The organism is Nonomuraea sp. C10 (assembly GCF_008017515.1).
Lineage (GTDB): Bacteria > Actinomycetota > Actinomycetes > Streptosporangiales > Streptosporangiaceae > Nonomuraea > Nonomuraea ferruginea.
Window position 1 is genome coordinate 4,023,285 of the sequence record NZ_VPFF01000001.1, and the last position, 14,907, is coordinate 4,038,191.

14 protein-coding genes are annotated in these 14,907 nt (G+C 71.4%); 8 read left to right on the plus strand and 6 right to left on the minus strand.

The window, feature by feature from the left end:
- Positions 1 to 183: 183 nt before the first annotated feature.
- Positions 184 to 1,200, minus strand: a complete 1,017-nt coding sequence (locus FR742_RS18465) for a Clp protease N-terminal domain-containing protein (protein WP_148032090.1) — start codon at positions 1,198 to 1,200, stop codon at positions 184 to 186.
- A gap of 218 nt (positions 1,201 to 1,418) precedes the next feature.
- On the opposite strand from FR742_RS18465, the gene FR742_RS18470 reads away from it, so the two are divergent.
- The 4 genes from FR742_RS18470 to FR742_RS18485 all read left to right on the plus strand — a co-directional run bounded on the left by FR742_RS18470 (position 1,419) and on the right by FR742_RS18485 (position 5,081).
- Positions 1,419 to 2,018 (plus strand): hypothetical protein, encoded by a 600-nt coding sequence (locus FR742_RS18470; protein ID WP_148032091.1) that lies wholly within the window; start codon positions 1,419 to 1,421, stop codon positions 2,016 to 2,018.
- 166 nt (positions 2,019 to 2,184) lie between these two features.
- Positions 2,185 to 2,907 (plus strand): VIT1/CCC1 transporter family protein, encoded by a 723-nt coding sequence (locus FR742_RS18475; RefSeq protein ID WP_148032092.1) that lies wholly within the window; start codon positions 2,185 to 2,187, stop codon positions 2,905 to 2,907.
- Positions 2,908 to 3,078: 171 nt separating this feature from the next.
- On the plus strand, positions 3,079 to 4,710 hold the full coding sequence (gene pgi / locus FR742_RS18480) for a glucose-6-phosphate isomerase (protein ID WP_148032093.1): 1,632 nt from the start codon (positions 3,079 to 3,081) through the stop codon (positions 4,708 to 4,710).
- Between the two features lie 14 nt (positions 4,711 to 4,724).
- Positions 4,725 to 5,081, plus strand: a complete 357-nt coding sequence (locus tag FR742_RS18485; RefSeq protein ID WP_148032094.1) for a spore germination protein GerW family protein — start codon at positions 4,725 to 4,727, stop codon at positions 5,079 to 5,081.
- Positions 5,082 to 5,131: 50 nt separating this feature from the next.
- On the opposite strand, the gene FR742_RS18490 is transcribed toward FR742_RS18485, so the two are convergent.
- Positions 5,132 to 6,838 (minus strand): IlvD/Edd family dehydratase, encoded by a 1,707-nt coding sequence (locus tag FR742_RS18490; protein ID WP_148032095.1) that lies wholly within the window; start codon positions 6,836 to 6,838, stop codon positions 5,132 to 5,134.
- Between the two features lie 96 nt (positions 6,839 to 6,934).
- On the opposite strand from FR742_RS18490, the gene FR742_RS18495 reads away from it, so the two are divergent.
- Both FR742_RS18495 and FR742_RS18500 read left to right on the plus strand, forming a co-directional pair.
- Positions 6,935 to 9,238, plus strand: a complete 2,304-nt coding sequence (locus FR742_RS18495) for a phosphoketolase (protein ID WP_148032096.1) — start codon at positions 6,935 to 6,937, stop codon at positions 9,236 to 9,238.
- Positions 9,214 to 10,395, plus strand: a complete 1,182-nt coding sequence (locus FR742_RS18500; RefSeq protein ID WP_148032097.1) for an acetate/propionate family kinase — start codon at positions 9,214 to 9,216, stop codon at positions 10,393 to 10,395. The genes FR742_RS18495 and FR742_RS18500 overlap by 25 nt, the downstream gene beginning before the upstream one ends.
- A gap of 6 nt (positions 10,396 to 10,401) precedes the next feature.
- Here FR742_RS18500 and FR742_RS18505 read toward each other — a convergent pair whose 3' ends face one another.
- The 4 genes from FR742_RS18505 to FR742_RS18520 form a co-directional block, all read right to left on the minus strand.
- Positions 10,402 to 10,785 (minus strand): response regulator transcription factor, encoded by a 384-nt coding sequence (locus FR742_RS18505; RefSeq protein ID WP_148032098.1) that lies wholly within the window; start codon positions 10,783 to 10,785, stop codon positions 10,402 to 10,404.
- Positions 10,782 to 11,843, minus strand: a complete 1,062-nt coding sequence (locus tag FR742_RS18510; protein WP_261808612.1) for a PAS domain-containing sensor histidine kinase — start codon at positions 11,841 to 11,843, stop codon at positions 10,782 to 10,784. Before FR742_RS18510 ends, FR742_RS18505 begins: the two co-directional genes overlap by 4 nt.
- Positions 11,844 to 11,874: 31 nt before the next feature.
- Positions 11,875 to 12,282, minus strand: coding sequence for an ATP-binding protein (locus FR742_RS18515; protein WP_148032099.1), 408 nt, complete (start codon positions 12,280 to 12,282; stop codon positions 11,875 to 11,877).
- Between the two features lie 92 nt (positions 12,283 to 12,374).
- The gene (locus FR742_RS18520) at positions 12,375 to 13,037 is read right to left on the minus strand and encodes a response regulator (protein WP_261808613.1); all 663 of its coding nucleotides are present in this window, start codon (positions 13,035 to 13,037) and stop codon (positions 12,375 to 12,377) included.
- 150 nt (positions 13,038 to 13,187) lie between these two features.
- Here FR742_RS18520 and FR742_RS18525 point away from each other — a divergent pair, with 150 nt between their 5' ends.
- Together FR742_RS18525 and FR742_RS18530 are read left to right on the plus strand one after the other, a co-directional pair.
- Positions 13,188 to 13,670 carry a cation:proton antiporter regulatory subunit gene (locus tag FR742_RS18525; RefSeq protein WP_148032100.1) on the plus strand — a complete coding sequence of 161 codons (483 nt, stop codon included), beginning with the start codon at positions 13,188 to 13,190 and terminating at the stop codon, positions 13,668 to 13,670.
- Positions 13,671 to 13,676: 6 nt separating this feature from the next.
- The gene (locus tag FR742_RS18530) at positions 13,677 to 14,837 is read left to right on the plus strand and encodes a cation:proton antiporter (RefSeq protein WP_148032101.1); all 1,161 of its coding nucleotides are present in this window, start codon (positions 13,677 to 13,679) and stop codon (positions 14,835 to 14,837) included.
- The last annotated feature ends 70 nt before the right edge of the window (positions 14,838 to 14,907 follow it).

Consider the following 14,907-nt stretch of genomic DNA (forward strand, 5'->3'; position numbering starts at 1 on the left):
CCCCGCTCCACCGGGAGGCCGGCGGTGTCCCGGCCATGACGCGGTTGCCGTCGACGCCCCGGCCAGGAACGGTGGGAAAGGTACCGCCTCACCAGGTGGCGGCGATGACGACGCCCACCATGACGACGGCCACGACGGCGTAGCGGAACGCTCTGGCGCGCAGGACTCGGGTGATCCGCATTGTCAGTCACCGGAGGCCGGGCCGAGATGCTCCTCCAGCCGGGCGATCCGCTGGACGAGGGGCTGGAGTTGCTGCCGCACGGCCACGGCCACGAGCGCCGCCAGGTCCGGCGCGCCGGGCGACTGGCCGGACGTTTGCGAGGACGGCTGGGCGGCGGACTCGGCGCGTAGGTGGACGTAGCCGGCGAGGGCCGCCACGACGGCGCGGCGGGTCGGCCGGGGCTCGGCGCCCAGCCCGCGCAGCACCTGGCCGGCGATCCCGTCGGGTTCGGCGACGAGCCCGAGGAGGAGGTGCTCGCATCCGACGTAGTTGTGCCCGAGCGAGGTCGCCTCGTTGACCGCGGCTTCCAGAGCGTTCGCCGCGCCCACGCCGAACCGGCGCACCTCTGAACCCGGCTCGCCCGCCCCGGGTTCATGCACCGGGCCGCTGCCCGGCTCGGGCTCAGAACCCGCAGCTCGTCCCGGCTCGCCGCCGGGATCCTGTCCGGCTCCGAGACCTCCGGACGACATACGACCGCCCGGAGAGTCGGGACCTTCCGCACCTCCCGGGCCCGTAGAAGCTTTCGCAGTCGTACGACTCTCCGGGGACGTAGAACCTTCCGCAGATGCACGACTTCCCGGGGACGTGCGCCCTTCCGCAGACGCACCACCTCCCATGGACATGCGCCCAGCGAGGTCGCGGGTTACCTGCCCAGGGTCGATGTCCATGGCGCGCAGGACGTGGAGGGCGAGGTTGGTGCCCTCCGCCAGCATGCCGGCCAGGAGGTGCTCGGTCTCGACGCCGCCCGCCCCGGCTCGCGCCGCCGCGAGCTTGAGCACGGTGCGGGTGCGCGGGGTCAGCAGGGTCAGGGCGCCGGTGGGACGGTCGAGGTCGACGTCGGACAGGGCTGTCTCGCGGATGGCCGTGACGCGGCGGACCGCCTGCTCCAGGGCTCGCTGGCAGATGGACGAGACCGGCACGCCCGCCTGCTTGACCGCCTCCGCCAGGTCGTCCGGCAGATACACGTTGATCTTCGGCACGTCACCTCCCCAAGGACTGCCCCCATCATAACCCCCATGTAACCCCACCGCCTCCGACAAGGCCGGGAGTCTTATTCACTGGCATTGGGGCAGATGTCAGCGCAGACTGGAAAGACGGCGATACACCACAAAGTGGAGCACCCGTGGACAATCACCTTGATCACATGCCGGTTCTGTCCCGTGGCAGGCATCGCAACCCGAAGCGTGGTGCTTGCTTCATGGAGTTCGCGTCCTATCTGGCCGGAGAACGGTGGAGCGACCACCCGGCCTGCACACACCCGCTGCTGGCCGCGCTGGCCCGTCTCGTCAACGACAACACCACCGACGAGAGCCGCAGCCGCCTCATCCACCTGGTCCCGTCCATCATCGGCCTGACCAGCACGGACCTCCGGGTCGACGCCCACATCGCGCTCCGCTGCGCGACCACCGCCCTGCCCGTCGCCGCCGCCGAGCGCCAGCTCGCCCTCGCGGTGTCGGTGCTCGCGGCGGAGGAGATGCTGGCCCGGCTGAACGGCGTCCCGCCCGGACGGCTGAGCCCGCGCAGTCAGGAGGCGATGGACCAGGTCCCGCAGGCGGCGGCCCAGGCGCGCAGGTTCAGCCGGGCAGCCAAGATCACGGAGAAGGGCTTCCGCAGGTACGCGGCCCCGAACGCGGTGCAACTGGCCGTGGTCGGGATCGTGCAGGCCTGCATCGAGGACCCGGACACGATGCTGCGCGACCTGCTGACGGCGGCGATCGACGACTGCTCCCGCCTGATCCAGGACACCGGGACGACGACCCCGGCCGTGCCGCTGCCCGTCGCCCAGCCGGCGTCCTGAGAGTGTCGTTCGTCACCCTGGCCCGCCTTACTTAGGAGGGCCTAAAACACTCGTCCACCTGTTCGTATACGGTGCAGAACCGCAGGTCAGGCAAGCCTCTCCTTCGTTGCGGATCTTTCCGGCATTTACCTAATGTCGATGGAAATGCAGCAATAGGAGGGATTTCATGACCATCGAGCTGGAGCGGACGTACTCCCCCGAGATGCACCACAGCCACCGTGACGTCACCGGCGGGTGGCTGCGGCCGGCGGTGTTCGGGGCGATGGACGGGCTCGTCTCCAACTTCGCGCTGATCGCCGGTGTGGTGGGGGCCTCGGGTCCCGGGCGGGGCGCCGTGCTCGCCGGGTTCGCCGGGCTGGTGGCGGGTGCGTGCTCGATGGCGGCCGGCGAGTACACGTCGGTCAAGTCCCAGACGGAGCTGATGCGCGCCGAGATCGCCGTGGAGCGGCGCGAGCTGGCCCGCAACCCCGAGGGCGAGCGCGCCGAGCTGGCCGCGCTCTACCGGTCCCGCGGGCTGGAGCCGGAGCTGGCCGAACAGGTCGCGGCCGGACTGTCGGCCGATCCCGAGCAGGCTCTGCGGGTGCACGTGCGCGAGGAGCTCGGGGTGGATCCGGACGACCTGCCTTCGCCGAAGCTGGCGGCCGTCTCGTCGTTCTGCGCGTTCTCCGCCGGGGCGCTGGTGCCGCTGGTGCCGTTCTTCTTCGGGGCGTCGGGGCTGGCGCTGGCGGTGGTGCTGAGCGTGCTCGCCCTGTTCGGGTTCGGCGCGGTCGTGGCGCACCTCACGGCCCGCCCGTGGTGGGTGGGCGGCCTGCGCCAGCTCGTGCTCGGCGTCGGCGCCGCCGCGGTGACCTTCGGCATCGGCCACCTGCTCGGCGTCGCCGTCTCCTAGACCCAGCCGTCTCCTGATCCAGCCGTCTCCCGGCCCAGCCGTCTCCCGATCCATGCGCGGAACCCGGCTCCGGCAAAGAGTCCGCTCCGCCATGCGCGGAATCGGAACCTCCGGGTATGCGGATACGGGACGATGGCGTGATCGGTTTGTGACGGCCGCGAGGAGGGCGACGTGAACGGCGACATCACCCAGAGCCAGGAGTGGGCGGCGCTGGAGAAGCACCATGGTGAGCTGGCGGGCATACACCTGCGCGAGCTGTTCGCCGACGACCCCGGCCGGGCCGGCCGCATGACGCTGACGGCGGGCGACCTCTACCTCGACTACGCCAAGCACCGCGTCACCAGTGAGACCATCGGGCTGCTGGTGCGGCTGGCCGAGCGGGCCGGGCTTCGCGAGCGCATCGAGGCCATGTTCACCGGCGAGCACATCAACGTCAGCGAGGATCGGGCCGTCCTCCACACCGCGCTGCGCGCCCCCGCCGACGCCGCCCTCGTGGTCGACGGCCAGGACGTCATCGGCGACGTGCACGCCGTGCTCGACAAGATGACCGCCTTCGCCGACCGGGTGCGCGCCCAGGAGTGGCGGGGGGCCACCGGGCGGCCCATCGCCACCGTGGTCAACATCGGCATCGGCGGCTCCGACCTCGGCCCCGCGATGGCCTACGAGGCGCTGCGCGACTACGCCGACGCCGGCATCGAGGCCAGGTTCGTCTCCAACATCGACCCGGCCGACATCACCGGCAACCTCCGCGGCCTCGACCCCGCCACCACGCTCTTCGTGGTCAGTTCCAAGACCTTCACCACGCTCGAGACCCTCACCAACGCCAAGGTGGCCCGCCAGTGGCTGGTCGGCGCGCTGGGCGAGGACGCCGTCGCCAAACACTTCGTGGCCGTCTCCACCAACGCCGCCAAGGTCGCCGAGTTCGGCATCGACACCGACAACATGTTCGGCTTCTGGGACTGGGTCGGCGGCCGCTACTCCTACGACGGCGCCATCGGCCTGTCCCTGATGATCGCCGTCGGGCCGGCCAGGTTCCGCGCGATGCTGGCCGGCTTCCACGCCATCGACCAGCACTTCCGCACCGCTCCCTTCGAGGCCAACATGCCGGTGCTGATGGGCCTGCTCGGGGTGTGGTACGCCGACTTCTTCGGCGCCCAGACCCGCGCCGTGCTGCCCTACAGCCAGCGCCTGCACCGCTTCCCCGCCTACCTCCAGCAGCTCACCATGGAGTCCAACGGCAAGTCGGTGCGCGCCGACGGCGCCCCCGTCACCTGCGACACCGGCGCCATCTTCTGGGGCGAGCCGGGCACCAACGGTCAGCACGCCTTCTACCAGCTGCTCCACCAGGGCACCCACCTGGTGCCCGCCGACTTCATCGGCTTCGCCGAGCCGTACGAGGACCGCGAGGGCATGCACGACCTGCTCACCGCCAACCTGTTCGCGCAGACCTCGGCGCTCGCGTTCGGCAAGACGGCCGAGGAGATCGCCGCCGAGGGCACCGCCGCCGCGGTCGTGCCGCACAAGGTCATGCCGGGCAACCGGCCCACCTCCACCATCCTCGTTCCGAAGCTCTCCCCGTCGACCCTCGGCCAGCTCGTCGCCCTGTACGAGCACGTCGTGTTCGTCGAGGGCACCATCTGGGGCATCGACTCCTTCGACCAGTGGGGCGTCGAGCTGGGCAAGAAGATGGCGCTCGACCTGGCCCCCGCGCTCACCTCCGACGAGCCGCAGGCCGGTTTCCCCGACCCCTCGACCGAGCGGCTGGTCCGCGTCTACCGCGAGCTGCGCGGCCGCCCGTCGTGAGCCACGATGAGGGCATGGACATCATGGAGATAGCGGAGAAGTCCAGGGACTCCGCGAACGTCAAGAGGGTGTTCGGCGACCCCGTGCGACACGGCGACGTGGTCGTCATCCCCGTCGCCAGGATCGCCTACGGCGGTGGCGGCGGCACGGGCCAGGGCGAGGACAAGAAGGGCGACAGCGGCAGCGGCAGCGGCGTCGGCTACGGCGTGGCTGCCACCCCCGCCGGGGTGTTCGTGGTCAAGGACGGCGAGGTGCGCTGGCAGCCGGCCGTGGACGTCAACCGCATCGTGGCCGGCGGCCAGATCGTCGCCGTGGTGCTCCTGCTGACGCTGCGCGCCGTCTTCAAGCGCCGCCGTCGCCGCCGTCACTGACGCCCGGGGTCGGCCGGAGACTCCGGGCGCCGCGCTTCCGGTGAAACCGCTCAGTGGGACTCGCGGCCCACCCCGTCGCCGCTCGAACCGGTGAGGAAGTCCAGGTCGACGCCCCGGTCGGCCTGGAGCACGTGGTCCACGTACAACCGCTCCCAGCCGCGTACGGGCCGGGCGTGGCCGGTCATGACCGGCTCCCGGGCGGCCAGTTCGGCCTCCGGCAGGTCCACGTCGAGCCGCCGGGCCGCCACGTCGAGCACGATCGGGTCGCCGGTGCGCACCCTGGCGAGCGGCCCGCCGGCGGCGGCCTCGGGCGCGGCGTGCAGCACGACGGTGCCGTAGGCGGTGCCGCTCATGCGGGCGTCGCTGATGCGCACCATGTCGCGCACGCCCTTGGCCAGCAGCTTGGCGGGCAGCGGCAGGTTGCCCACCTCGGGCATGCCGGGGTAGCCGCGGGGACCGCAGCCGCGCAGCACGAGCACCGACGTCTCGTCCACGTCCAGGTCGGGCGAGTCGAGCCGGGCGTAGACGTCCTCGACGCTGTCGAACACGACGGCCCGGCCCCGGTGGCGCAGGAGTTCGGGCGAGGCGGCGGCGGGCTTGATGACGGCGCCGTCGGGGGCGAGGTTGCCGCGCAGCACGGCGATGCCGGCGTCGGGCAGCAGCGGCTCCGCGCGCCTCCTGATCACGGTCTCGTCCCAGATCTCGGCCCCGGCCAGGGAGCCGGTGAGCGGCTCGCCGGTGACGGTGATCGCGGACGGGTCGAGCAGGTCGGCGACCTCGTTCAGCACGGCCCGCAGGCCGCCCGCCCTGAACATGTCCTCCATCAGGTGCCGGCCGGCGGGCTGCAGGTCGACGAGGAGCGGCACACCGGAGCCGGTGCGGTCGAAGTCGTCGAGGTTCAGCTCGACGCCGAGCCGGCCGGCGATGGCGAGCAGGTGGACGACGGCGTTGGTGGAGCCGCCGACGGCGGCCAGGGTGACGATCGCGTTGAGGAACGAGGCACGGGTCATCACGTGGCTGGGGCGGCGGCCCTCGCGCACCAGCTCGACGGCCAGGCGGCCGGTGTCGTGCGAGCGTTCCAGCAGTCTGCTGTCGGGGGCGGGGATGCCTGCGGTGCCGGGGATGGTCATGCCGAGCGCCTCGGCCATGCACGCCATGGTGGAGGCGGTGCCCATCGTGTTGCAGTGGCCCCGGCTGCGGATCATGGAGGACTCGGACTCCAGGAACGCCTCACGGGAGAGCGTCCCGGCGCGTACCTCCTCGCTGAGCCGCCACACGTCGGTGCCGCAGCCGAGCGGGACGCCGCGGAAGCGGCCGGTGAGCATGGGGCCGCCGGGCAGCACGACGGCGGGCAGGTCGACGGAGGCGGCGGCCATGAGCAGCGACGGGATGGTCTTGTCGCAGCCGCCGAGCAGCACCACGCCGTCGATCGGGTTGGCGCGCAGCATCTCCTCGGTGGCCATGGCGGCGAGGTTGCGCCAGAGCATGGCGGTGGGCCGGACGTTGGTCTCGCCGATGGAGAGCGCGGGCAGATTGAGGGGGACGCCGCCGGCCGCCCAGACGCCCTGTTTGACGCTGTCGGCGACCTCGTTGAGATGGGAGTTGCAGGGGGTCAGGTCGGAGGCGGTGTTGGCGATCGCGATGTGCGGCCGTTCGCCGTCGAAGGCGTCCCGGGGCAGTCCTCGGCGCATCCACGCGCGGTGGATGTACGAGTTCCTGTCATCGCCCGCGTACCAGTGCGAGCTGCGCAAAACCATAACGGCACCTTAGCCATCGAATCATGGCTAACGGTAGCAATCGTCTACGGAACGTGCCTTGTTCACCATGGCCATAACGGGGGCACTTGTCGAAGCATGGACGACATCGATGCCTATTGGCGTGCGGCCAACTACCTGTCGGTGGGCCAGATCTACCTGCTGGACAACCCACTCCTCACCGAGCCGTTGCGGCGCGAGCACGTCAAGCCGCGCCTGCTCGGCCACTGGGGCACCACCCCCGGGCTGAACTTCTGCTTCGCCCACCTGAACCGCGTCATCCGCGAGCGCGACCAGGACATGATCTACATCGCCGGACCCGGGCACGGGGGCCCCGCCGCCGTGGCGCACTCCTGGCTGGAGGGCTCGTACACCGAGCGCTACCCGGACGTCACGCAGGACGAGGACGGCATGCGCCGCCTGTTCCGGCAGTTCTCCTTCCCCGGCGGGATCCCCAGCCACGTGGCGCCGGAGACCCCCGGCTCCATCCACGAGGGCGGCGAGCTGGGGTACGCGCTCGCGCACGCGTACGGGGCCGCGTTCGACAACCCGGACCTGGTGGTGGCGTGCGTCATCGGCGACGGCGAGGCCGAGACGGGCCCGCTGGCGGCGAGCTGGCACTCCAACAAGTTCCTCAACCGGGAGCGCGACGGCGTGGTGCTGCCGATCCTCTCGCTGAACGGCTACAAGATCGCCAACCCGACGGTGCTCGCCCGCATCCCCGAGGACGAGCTGCTCAAGCTCATGGAGGGGTACGGGTACCGCCCGCACCTCGTGGGCCCGGACCACGAGGAGATGGCGCGCACCCTGGACGAGGCGTTCGAGCAGATCGCCGCGTACCGGGAAGGTGCCGAGAAGCGCCTGCCCATGATCATCCTGCGCACGCCGAAGGGCTGGACGGGCCCGAAGGTGGTCGACGGGCTGCCGGTGGAGGGCACCTGGCGCGCCCACCAGGTGCCGCTGTCGGCGGTGCACGACAACCCCGAGCATCTGGCGATGCTGGAGGAGTGGATGCGCTCCTACCGGCCCGACGAGCTGTTCGACTCCGGCGGCCGGCCGGTCCAGGGCATCCTGGACACGGTGCCGCGCGGCGAGCTCAGGATGAGCGCCAACCCGCACACCAACGGCGGCGAGCTGCTCACGCCGCTGCGGCTGCCGGACTTCCGCGCCCTCGCCGTCGAGGTCAAGGCCCCCGCCACCCAGTCGACCGAGCCGACCCGGGTGATGGGCAGGCTGCTGCGCGACGTCATCGAGCGCAACCCGCGCACGTTCCGGCTGATGGGCCCGGACGAGACCGCCTCGAACCGGCTCAGCGCCGTCTTCGAAACGACCGACCGGACGTGGGAGGCCGGGCTGCTGCCCACCGACGAGCACCTGGGACCGGCCGGGCGGGTCATGGAGGTGCTCAGCGAGCACCTGTGCCAGGGCTGGCTGGAGGGCTACCTGCTGACCGGCAGGCACGGCCTGTTCAACTGCTACGAGGCGTTCATCCACATCGTCGACGCGATGTTCAACCAGCACGCCAAGTGGCTGGAGTCGTCGCAGAAGATCCCGTGGCGGCGTCCGGTGGCGTCGCTGACGTACCTGCTGTCGTCGCACGTGTGGCGGCAGGACCACAACGGCTTCAGCCACCAGGACCCGGGCTTCCTGGACGTGGTGGTCAACAAGAAGGCGTCGGTGGTGCGGGTGTACCTGCCGCCGGACGCGAACACGCTGCTGTCGGTCACCGACCACTGCCTGCGCTCACGCGACTACGTGAACGTGATCGTGGCGGGCAAGCAGCCGGTGCTGGACCTGTTCGGCATGGACGAGGCCATCGCGCACTGCACGCGCGGGCTGGGCATCCTGCCGTGGGCGTCCACGGACGCCGGCAGCGAGCCGGACGTGGTGCTGGCCTGCGCGGGCGACGTGCCGACGCTGGAGACGCTGGCCGCCGCCTCGATCCTGCGCGAGGAGATGCCGGAGCTGAAGGTCCGGGTCGTCAACGTGGTCGACCTGATGCGGCTGCAGCCGCCGTCGGAGCACCCGCACGGCATGCCGGACTCCGAGTTCGACACGCTGTTCACCACCGAACGGCCGATCATCTTCAACTTCCACGGCTACCCGACGCTGATCCACCAGCTCACCTACCGGCGCACCGGGCACGACAACCTGCACGTGCGCGGCTACAAGGAGGAGGGCACCACGACCACGCCCTTCGACATGTGCATGCTCAACGACATCGACCGCTTCCACCTGGTGATGGACGTGATCGACCGGGTTCCCGGCCTCGGCTCGAAGGCCGCCCACCTGCGCCAGCGCATGTCCGACGCCCGGCTGCAGGCCCGCGCCTACACCCGCATGTACGGCGAGGACGCCCCCGAGATCAGTTCGTGGACATGGCCGCACACATCCTCGTCCTGAACACGGGCTCCTCCTCCATCAAGTACGAGCTGATCGACGCCGAGTCGGGAGCCCGCCCCGCGCGCGGCGTCATCGAGCGGATCCACGAGGGCGAGGGCCTGCTGACCCACCATGCAGGCGACGCTCCCCCGTACCGGAGGAAGGGCGTCTACGCGGACCACGAGCAGGGCCTCGAAGCCGTGCTGGAGGCGTTCCGGACGGTGGGGCCGGAGCTGGACCCGGTTGCGGTCGGCCACCGGGTGGTGCACGGCGGCGACCGGTTCGGCACGGCGGTGCTGGTGGACGAACCGGTGGTGGCCGCCATCGAGGAGCTGGCGCCGCTGGCCCCGCTGCACAACCGGGTGAACGTGACCGGCATCCGGGTGGCGCAGGCCGCCTTCCCCGGGGTGCCGCAGGTGGCGGTGTTCGACACGGCCTTCCACCGGTCGCTGCCGCCCGAGGCGTACACCTACGCGGTGCCGCGCGAGTGGCGCGAGCGGCTGGGCGTGCGCCGGTTCGGCTTCCACGGCACCTCGTGCGCGTACGTGTCCCGCAGGGCGGCCGCGTTCCTGGGCCGCGACCCCGCCGGGGCCAACCTGATCGTGCTGCACCTGGGCAACGGCGCCAGCGCCACCGCGGTCGAGGGCGGGTGCAGCGTCGACACCTCCATGGGCCTGACCCCGCTGGAGGGCCTGGTGATGGGCACCCGTTCGGGCGACGTCGACCCGGCGCTCTGCGCGTATCTGGGCCGGGTGGCCGGGTTCGACACGCAGGACGTGGAGGAGGCGCTCGGCCGCCACGGCGGCCTGCTCGCGCTCGCCGGCACCGGCGACATGCGCGAGGTGCGCCGGCGCGCGGCGGACGGCGACGGCGGGGCACGGCTGGCGCTGGACGTCTACTGCCGGCGCATCCGCAAGTACGTGGGCGCGTACTACGCGGTGCTGGGCCGGGTGGACGCGATCGTGTTCACCGGCGGCGTGGGCGAGAACGACGCGGCGACGCGGGCCACGTCGCTGGCCGGGCTGGAGAGGTTCGGCGTCGCGGTGGACCCGGCGCGCAACGAGGCCACGGACGACGGCGAGCGGGCGATCTCGCCGCCCGGGGCGGAGGTCGCGGTCCTGGTCATCCCCACCGACGAGGAGTGGGAGATCGCCCGTCAGGCGCTGGAGCTGATCTGAGGGAGGTCAGGAGGTGGCGGCCGTGCGCCGCACGGCCGCCACGATGTCGCTGTTGGGCAGCCCTTTGAGCAGGTACTCGCGGACGCCGACGCGGCGCATCTCGTCGACGGAGCGGGAGTCGCCGTAGGCGGAGAAAGCCATCACCCTGGTGGCGGGCGACAGCCGGCGGATCTCCCTCGCCGCCCACGCCCCGCCGCCGGGCATCCGCACGTCGAGGATGGCGACCGCGGGCAGGTGGCGGACCGCCAGCCGCACCGCCTCCCGGGCGTCGGCGGCCACGGCGACCACGTCCAGGTCGGGCTCGGCCGTCAGCACCTCGGTGAGCACCTCGCGGATCAGCGGCTGGTCGTCGCCGATCAGGACGGTGAGCCGGTCCGGCGCGGCGCTCATGACCGCCTCGGCCGCACCGCGGGCACCCAGAACTCCACCGTGGACCCCTCGCCGGGACTGCTGTGGAGCTGCCACCAGCCGCCGGAGATCTCGGCTCGCTCGCGCATCTCGATCAGCCCGAAATGCCCCATCCGGGAGGAGCCGTCGCCCGGATCGGTGAAGCCGACGCCGTCGTCGCCGACCTTGACGTGCACGCCCTGGTCGGCGGAGGCGAGCGAGACCCGTACGGAGGAGGCGTGGGCGTGCTTGCGCACGTTGGTGAGGGCCTCCTGGCAGATCCGGAACACGGTGATCGCGGTCTCCGGCGGCGGCTCCTCGTCGAGGTCGGGGACGAAGTCGTAGGTGAGGCCCGCGGTCGAGACGACCTGCTCCAGGTAGCCGGACAGGGTGTCGACCAGGCCGCCGCTGTCGAGGCCCGGCGGGTGCAGGAAGAAAGCGAGGTTGCGCAGGCGGCCGACGGCGGCGTTGACCGTGTCGTTGAGCCGCAGCACGGCTTCGGCGTGGTCGCCCGGCAACTGGGAGGCCAGCAGTTGCAGGCGCATGCCGACGGCCACCATCGACTGGATGGTGTCGTCGTGCACGTCCCAGGCGATGCGCCGCCTCTCCTTCTCCTGGGCCTGCACCAGGTGGGCGAGGAGCCTGCCGCGCTCGTCGAGTGCGCGTTCGGCGTTGCGCCGCTCGCTCATGTCGCGGGTCACCTTGCCGAACCCGCGCAGCAGGCCCTCGCCGTCGCGCAGGGCCGTGATCACCACGTTGGCCCAGAACCGGGTGCCGTCCTTGCGCACCCGCCAGCCCTCGTCCTCGAACCTGCCCTCGGCGGCGGCGGTCTCCAGGCCGCGGGCGGGTCTGCCCGCCGCGATGTCCTCCGGCGGGTAGAAGATCGAGAAGTGACGGCCGGTGACCTCGTCGGCCACGTAGCCCTTGATGCGCTGGGCGCCGGCGTTCCAGCTCATGACACGGCCGCCCGGATCCAGCATGAAGATCGCGTGGTCGCCGAGGCTCTGCAGGAGGAGCTGGAGGTCGACGTGCTCGTGCTCGGGCATAGTGCAGCTTCGCACGGCGGTGTCCCTCTGAGGGACCCGCACCCCCTCAATCGGCGGTGGTGACAGCGGTGAGAGGGGCCGCGAGGTCACACCAGACCACCTTCCCGCCCTCCTGGAGCGAGGTGCCCCAGGCGATGCTCAGTTCTTCAACGACGTGCAGCCCCCAGCCGTCGGACGGGCCGGGGCTCCGCGGCCTGGGCAACGCGTCGCTGGAGTCGCCGACCTCGACGCGGATGTGGCCGAGACCGCCGGCGATGCGCAGCACGGGCGCGCCGGCGCCGTGCACGAGGGCGTTGGTGACCATCTCGGAGACGACGAGCAGCACGTCCTCGAAGCGGCCTCGATAACCCCACGTCATCAGGGCGTCACGGGCGACCTGCCGGGCGACGGAGATGCTGCCCATCTCCTCCGCGAGGTGGTGCTCCACCATGTGCGAGTCGAGTCCCGTGCCCATGGTCCTACTTTCGGACACCCGAAGCCCGGCCGCGAGACGCAACCGCGCCGACCTTTCTGGTGCTGGTGCGGAACGGGACTGGTGCAGGTGCATCAGTCAAGCAGGCCCTCACGCCGGGCGATGGCCACCGCCTCCAGTTTGGACCGGGCCCCGAGCTTCTCCAGCACCCGCTGGATGTGGTTGCGGGCGGTGTTGCGGGCGATGCCGAGCCGCTCGCTCAGCTGGTCGGTGCTCACTCCCTCGGCGAGCAGGTGGAGCGTCTCACGCTCCCGCCCGGTCAGCGCGCCCCGGCCCGCCCGCCCGCGGCCGGCGAGCTGGTCGAGCACGGCGGGCAGCAGGCCCGGCCCGAACGCCACCCCGCCCGAGGCCACCTCGATCACCGCAGACTCGAGCTCGCGCAGCCCCGACGACTTCACCACCAGGCCCGCGCCACCGGCCTCCACCACGCGCACGGCGATCGCCGGCGTCGCCTCGGCGGTCAGAACCAGCACGCGGGCGCCCGGGGCGGCCTGCGAGATGCGGCCGATGGCCGTGATGCCGTCGCCGTCGGGCAGCCGCCGGTCGAGCACCACCACGTCGGGCAGGTGGGCGCGGGCGTCGGCCACGGCGGCGGCCACCGATCGGGACCTGGCCACCACCTCGATGCCGGGGTCGTGGTCGAGCGCCATCGCGATCGCCTCGGCCACCATGTCGTGGTCCTCCACGAGCAGGAGTCGCACGGGGGCGGGCGGGTGCGGCCCCTGCGAGGGTGACACGGCAGCTCCCCTTTTACCTGCTCCCGACGATTGTCTTCTCCGCACACTACCGTTCACCTGCTATGTCGGTTCCTCTCGGTGCCGACACTATGGGTGGAGATTGGTAATGTTCTCCCGTTGTTTTCGGATCAAGATGGATGGGATACAGCCGTGGAGGTCGAGCAGACGGCGCTGCCGGGGATAGGGCTGCGCCATGAGTTCACCACCCATTCAGGCCGAAGAATCGGGGTGATCTCGCACCGCACGGGGCGGCGTGATCTCGTCATCTACAGCAAGGACGACCCCGACCGGGCCTGCGAAGCAGTCAAGCTCAACGACGAGGAGGCCGACGCGCTCGTCGAGCTGCTCGGCGCCCCGCGCATCGTCGCGCGGCTCAACCAGGCGCACGCCGAGGTCGAGGGCCTGGTCAGCCTCCAGCTGCCGATCCCGGCCACCTCCCCGTACGTGAACAGGCCGATGGGCGACGCGCGCGTGCGGACCCGGACGAACGCGTCGATCGTCGCGATCGTCCGCAACGGGCAGGTCTACGCCAGCCCCGGCCCCGACTTCGTGCTCCTTCCCGGCGACATCGTGGTCGTGGTGGGCAGCGCGGACAGCACGGCCGAAGTCGGCGACATATTGGCTGAAGGCTAGGGCCGGGTGCATCACACAGCGATACTCTTCCTCGAATTCGGGGCCGTTCTCCTCGGCCTGGGCGTGCTCGGAGCGCTGGCGCTGCGCGCCGGCATCTCCGCCATCCCCCTCTATCTGATCGCCGGGCTCGCCTTCGGCACCGGCGGCGTCCTTCCTCTGGCCACCAGCGAGGAGTTCATCTCCATCGGCGCGGAGATCGGCGTCGTCCTCCTGCTGCTGACGCTCGGCCTGGAGTACAACGCCGACGAACTGGTCTCCAGTCTCAAGGGCAACGCCCGCGCCGGCATCGTCGACCTCGTGCTCAACGCCGCGCCCGGCGCGATCCTGGCGCTGCTGCTCGGCTGGGGGCCGGTGGCCGCCCTGGCGATGGCCGGCGTCACGTACGCGACCTCCTCCGGCATCACCGCCAAGGTGCTGAGCGACCTGGGCTGGATCGGCAACCGCGAGACACCGACCGTGCTGTCGCTGCTGGTGTTCGAAGACCTCACGATGGCCGTCTACCTGCCGATCCTGACCGCCACCCTGGCCGGGCTCAGCCTGCTCAGCGGGGCGATCGCGGTGGGCATCGCGCTGGCCACGGTGACCGTGGTGCTGCTGATCGCGCTGCGGTTCGGCAAGTGGATCGAGGCGTTCGTCTCCAGCCCCAACAACGAGGTGCTGCTGCTGAAGGTCGTGGGCCTGGCGCTGCTGGTGGCGGGCATCGCCCAGCAGCTCCAGGTGTCGGCGGCGGTCGGCGCCTTCCTCGTCGGGATCGCCCTGTCCGGCCAGCTCGCGCACGACGCGCAGGCGCTGCTCGCGCCGCTGCGCGACCTGTTCGCGGCGGTGTTCTTCGTCTTCTTCGGCCTGCAGACCGACCCGACGAAAATCCTCCCGGTGGCGGCGATCGCCGCCGCGCTGGCGCTGGTCAGCATGCTCACCAAGCTGGCGACGGGCATGTACGCGGCCAGGCGGGCCGGCATCTCCAAAGCGGGTCAGGCCCGGGCGGGCATCGCCCTGGTGCCGCGCGGTGAGTTCAACATCGTCATCGCGGGTCTCGCGGTGGCGGCCGGCGCCCACCCCGACCTGGGTCCGCTGGCGGCCGCGTACGTCCTGATCCTGGCCGCTTTCGGCCCGCTCGCGGCCAAGCTCGTCCAGCCTCTCTTCGAAGCCATCGCCAAGCGCGCCTGACCGGCGGCGCGCGCTCTTCCGTTTCTGTCGGTGGGGTGTGGGAGGTTTGCCTCCGATCATCGAAGGAGGC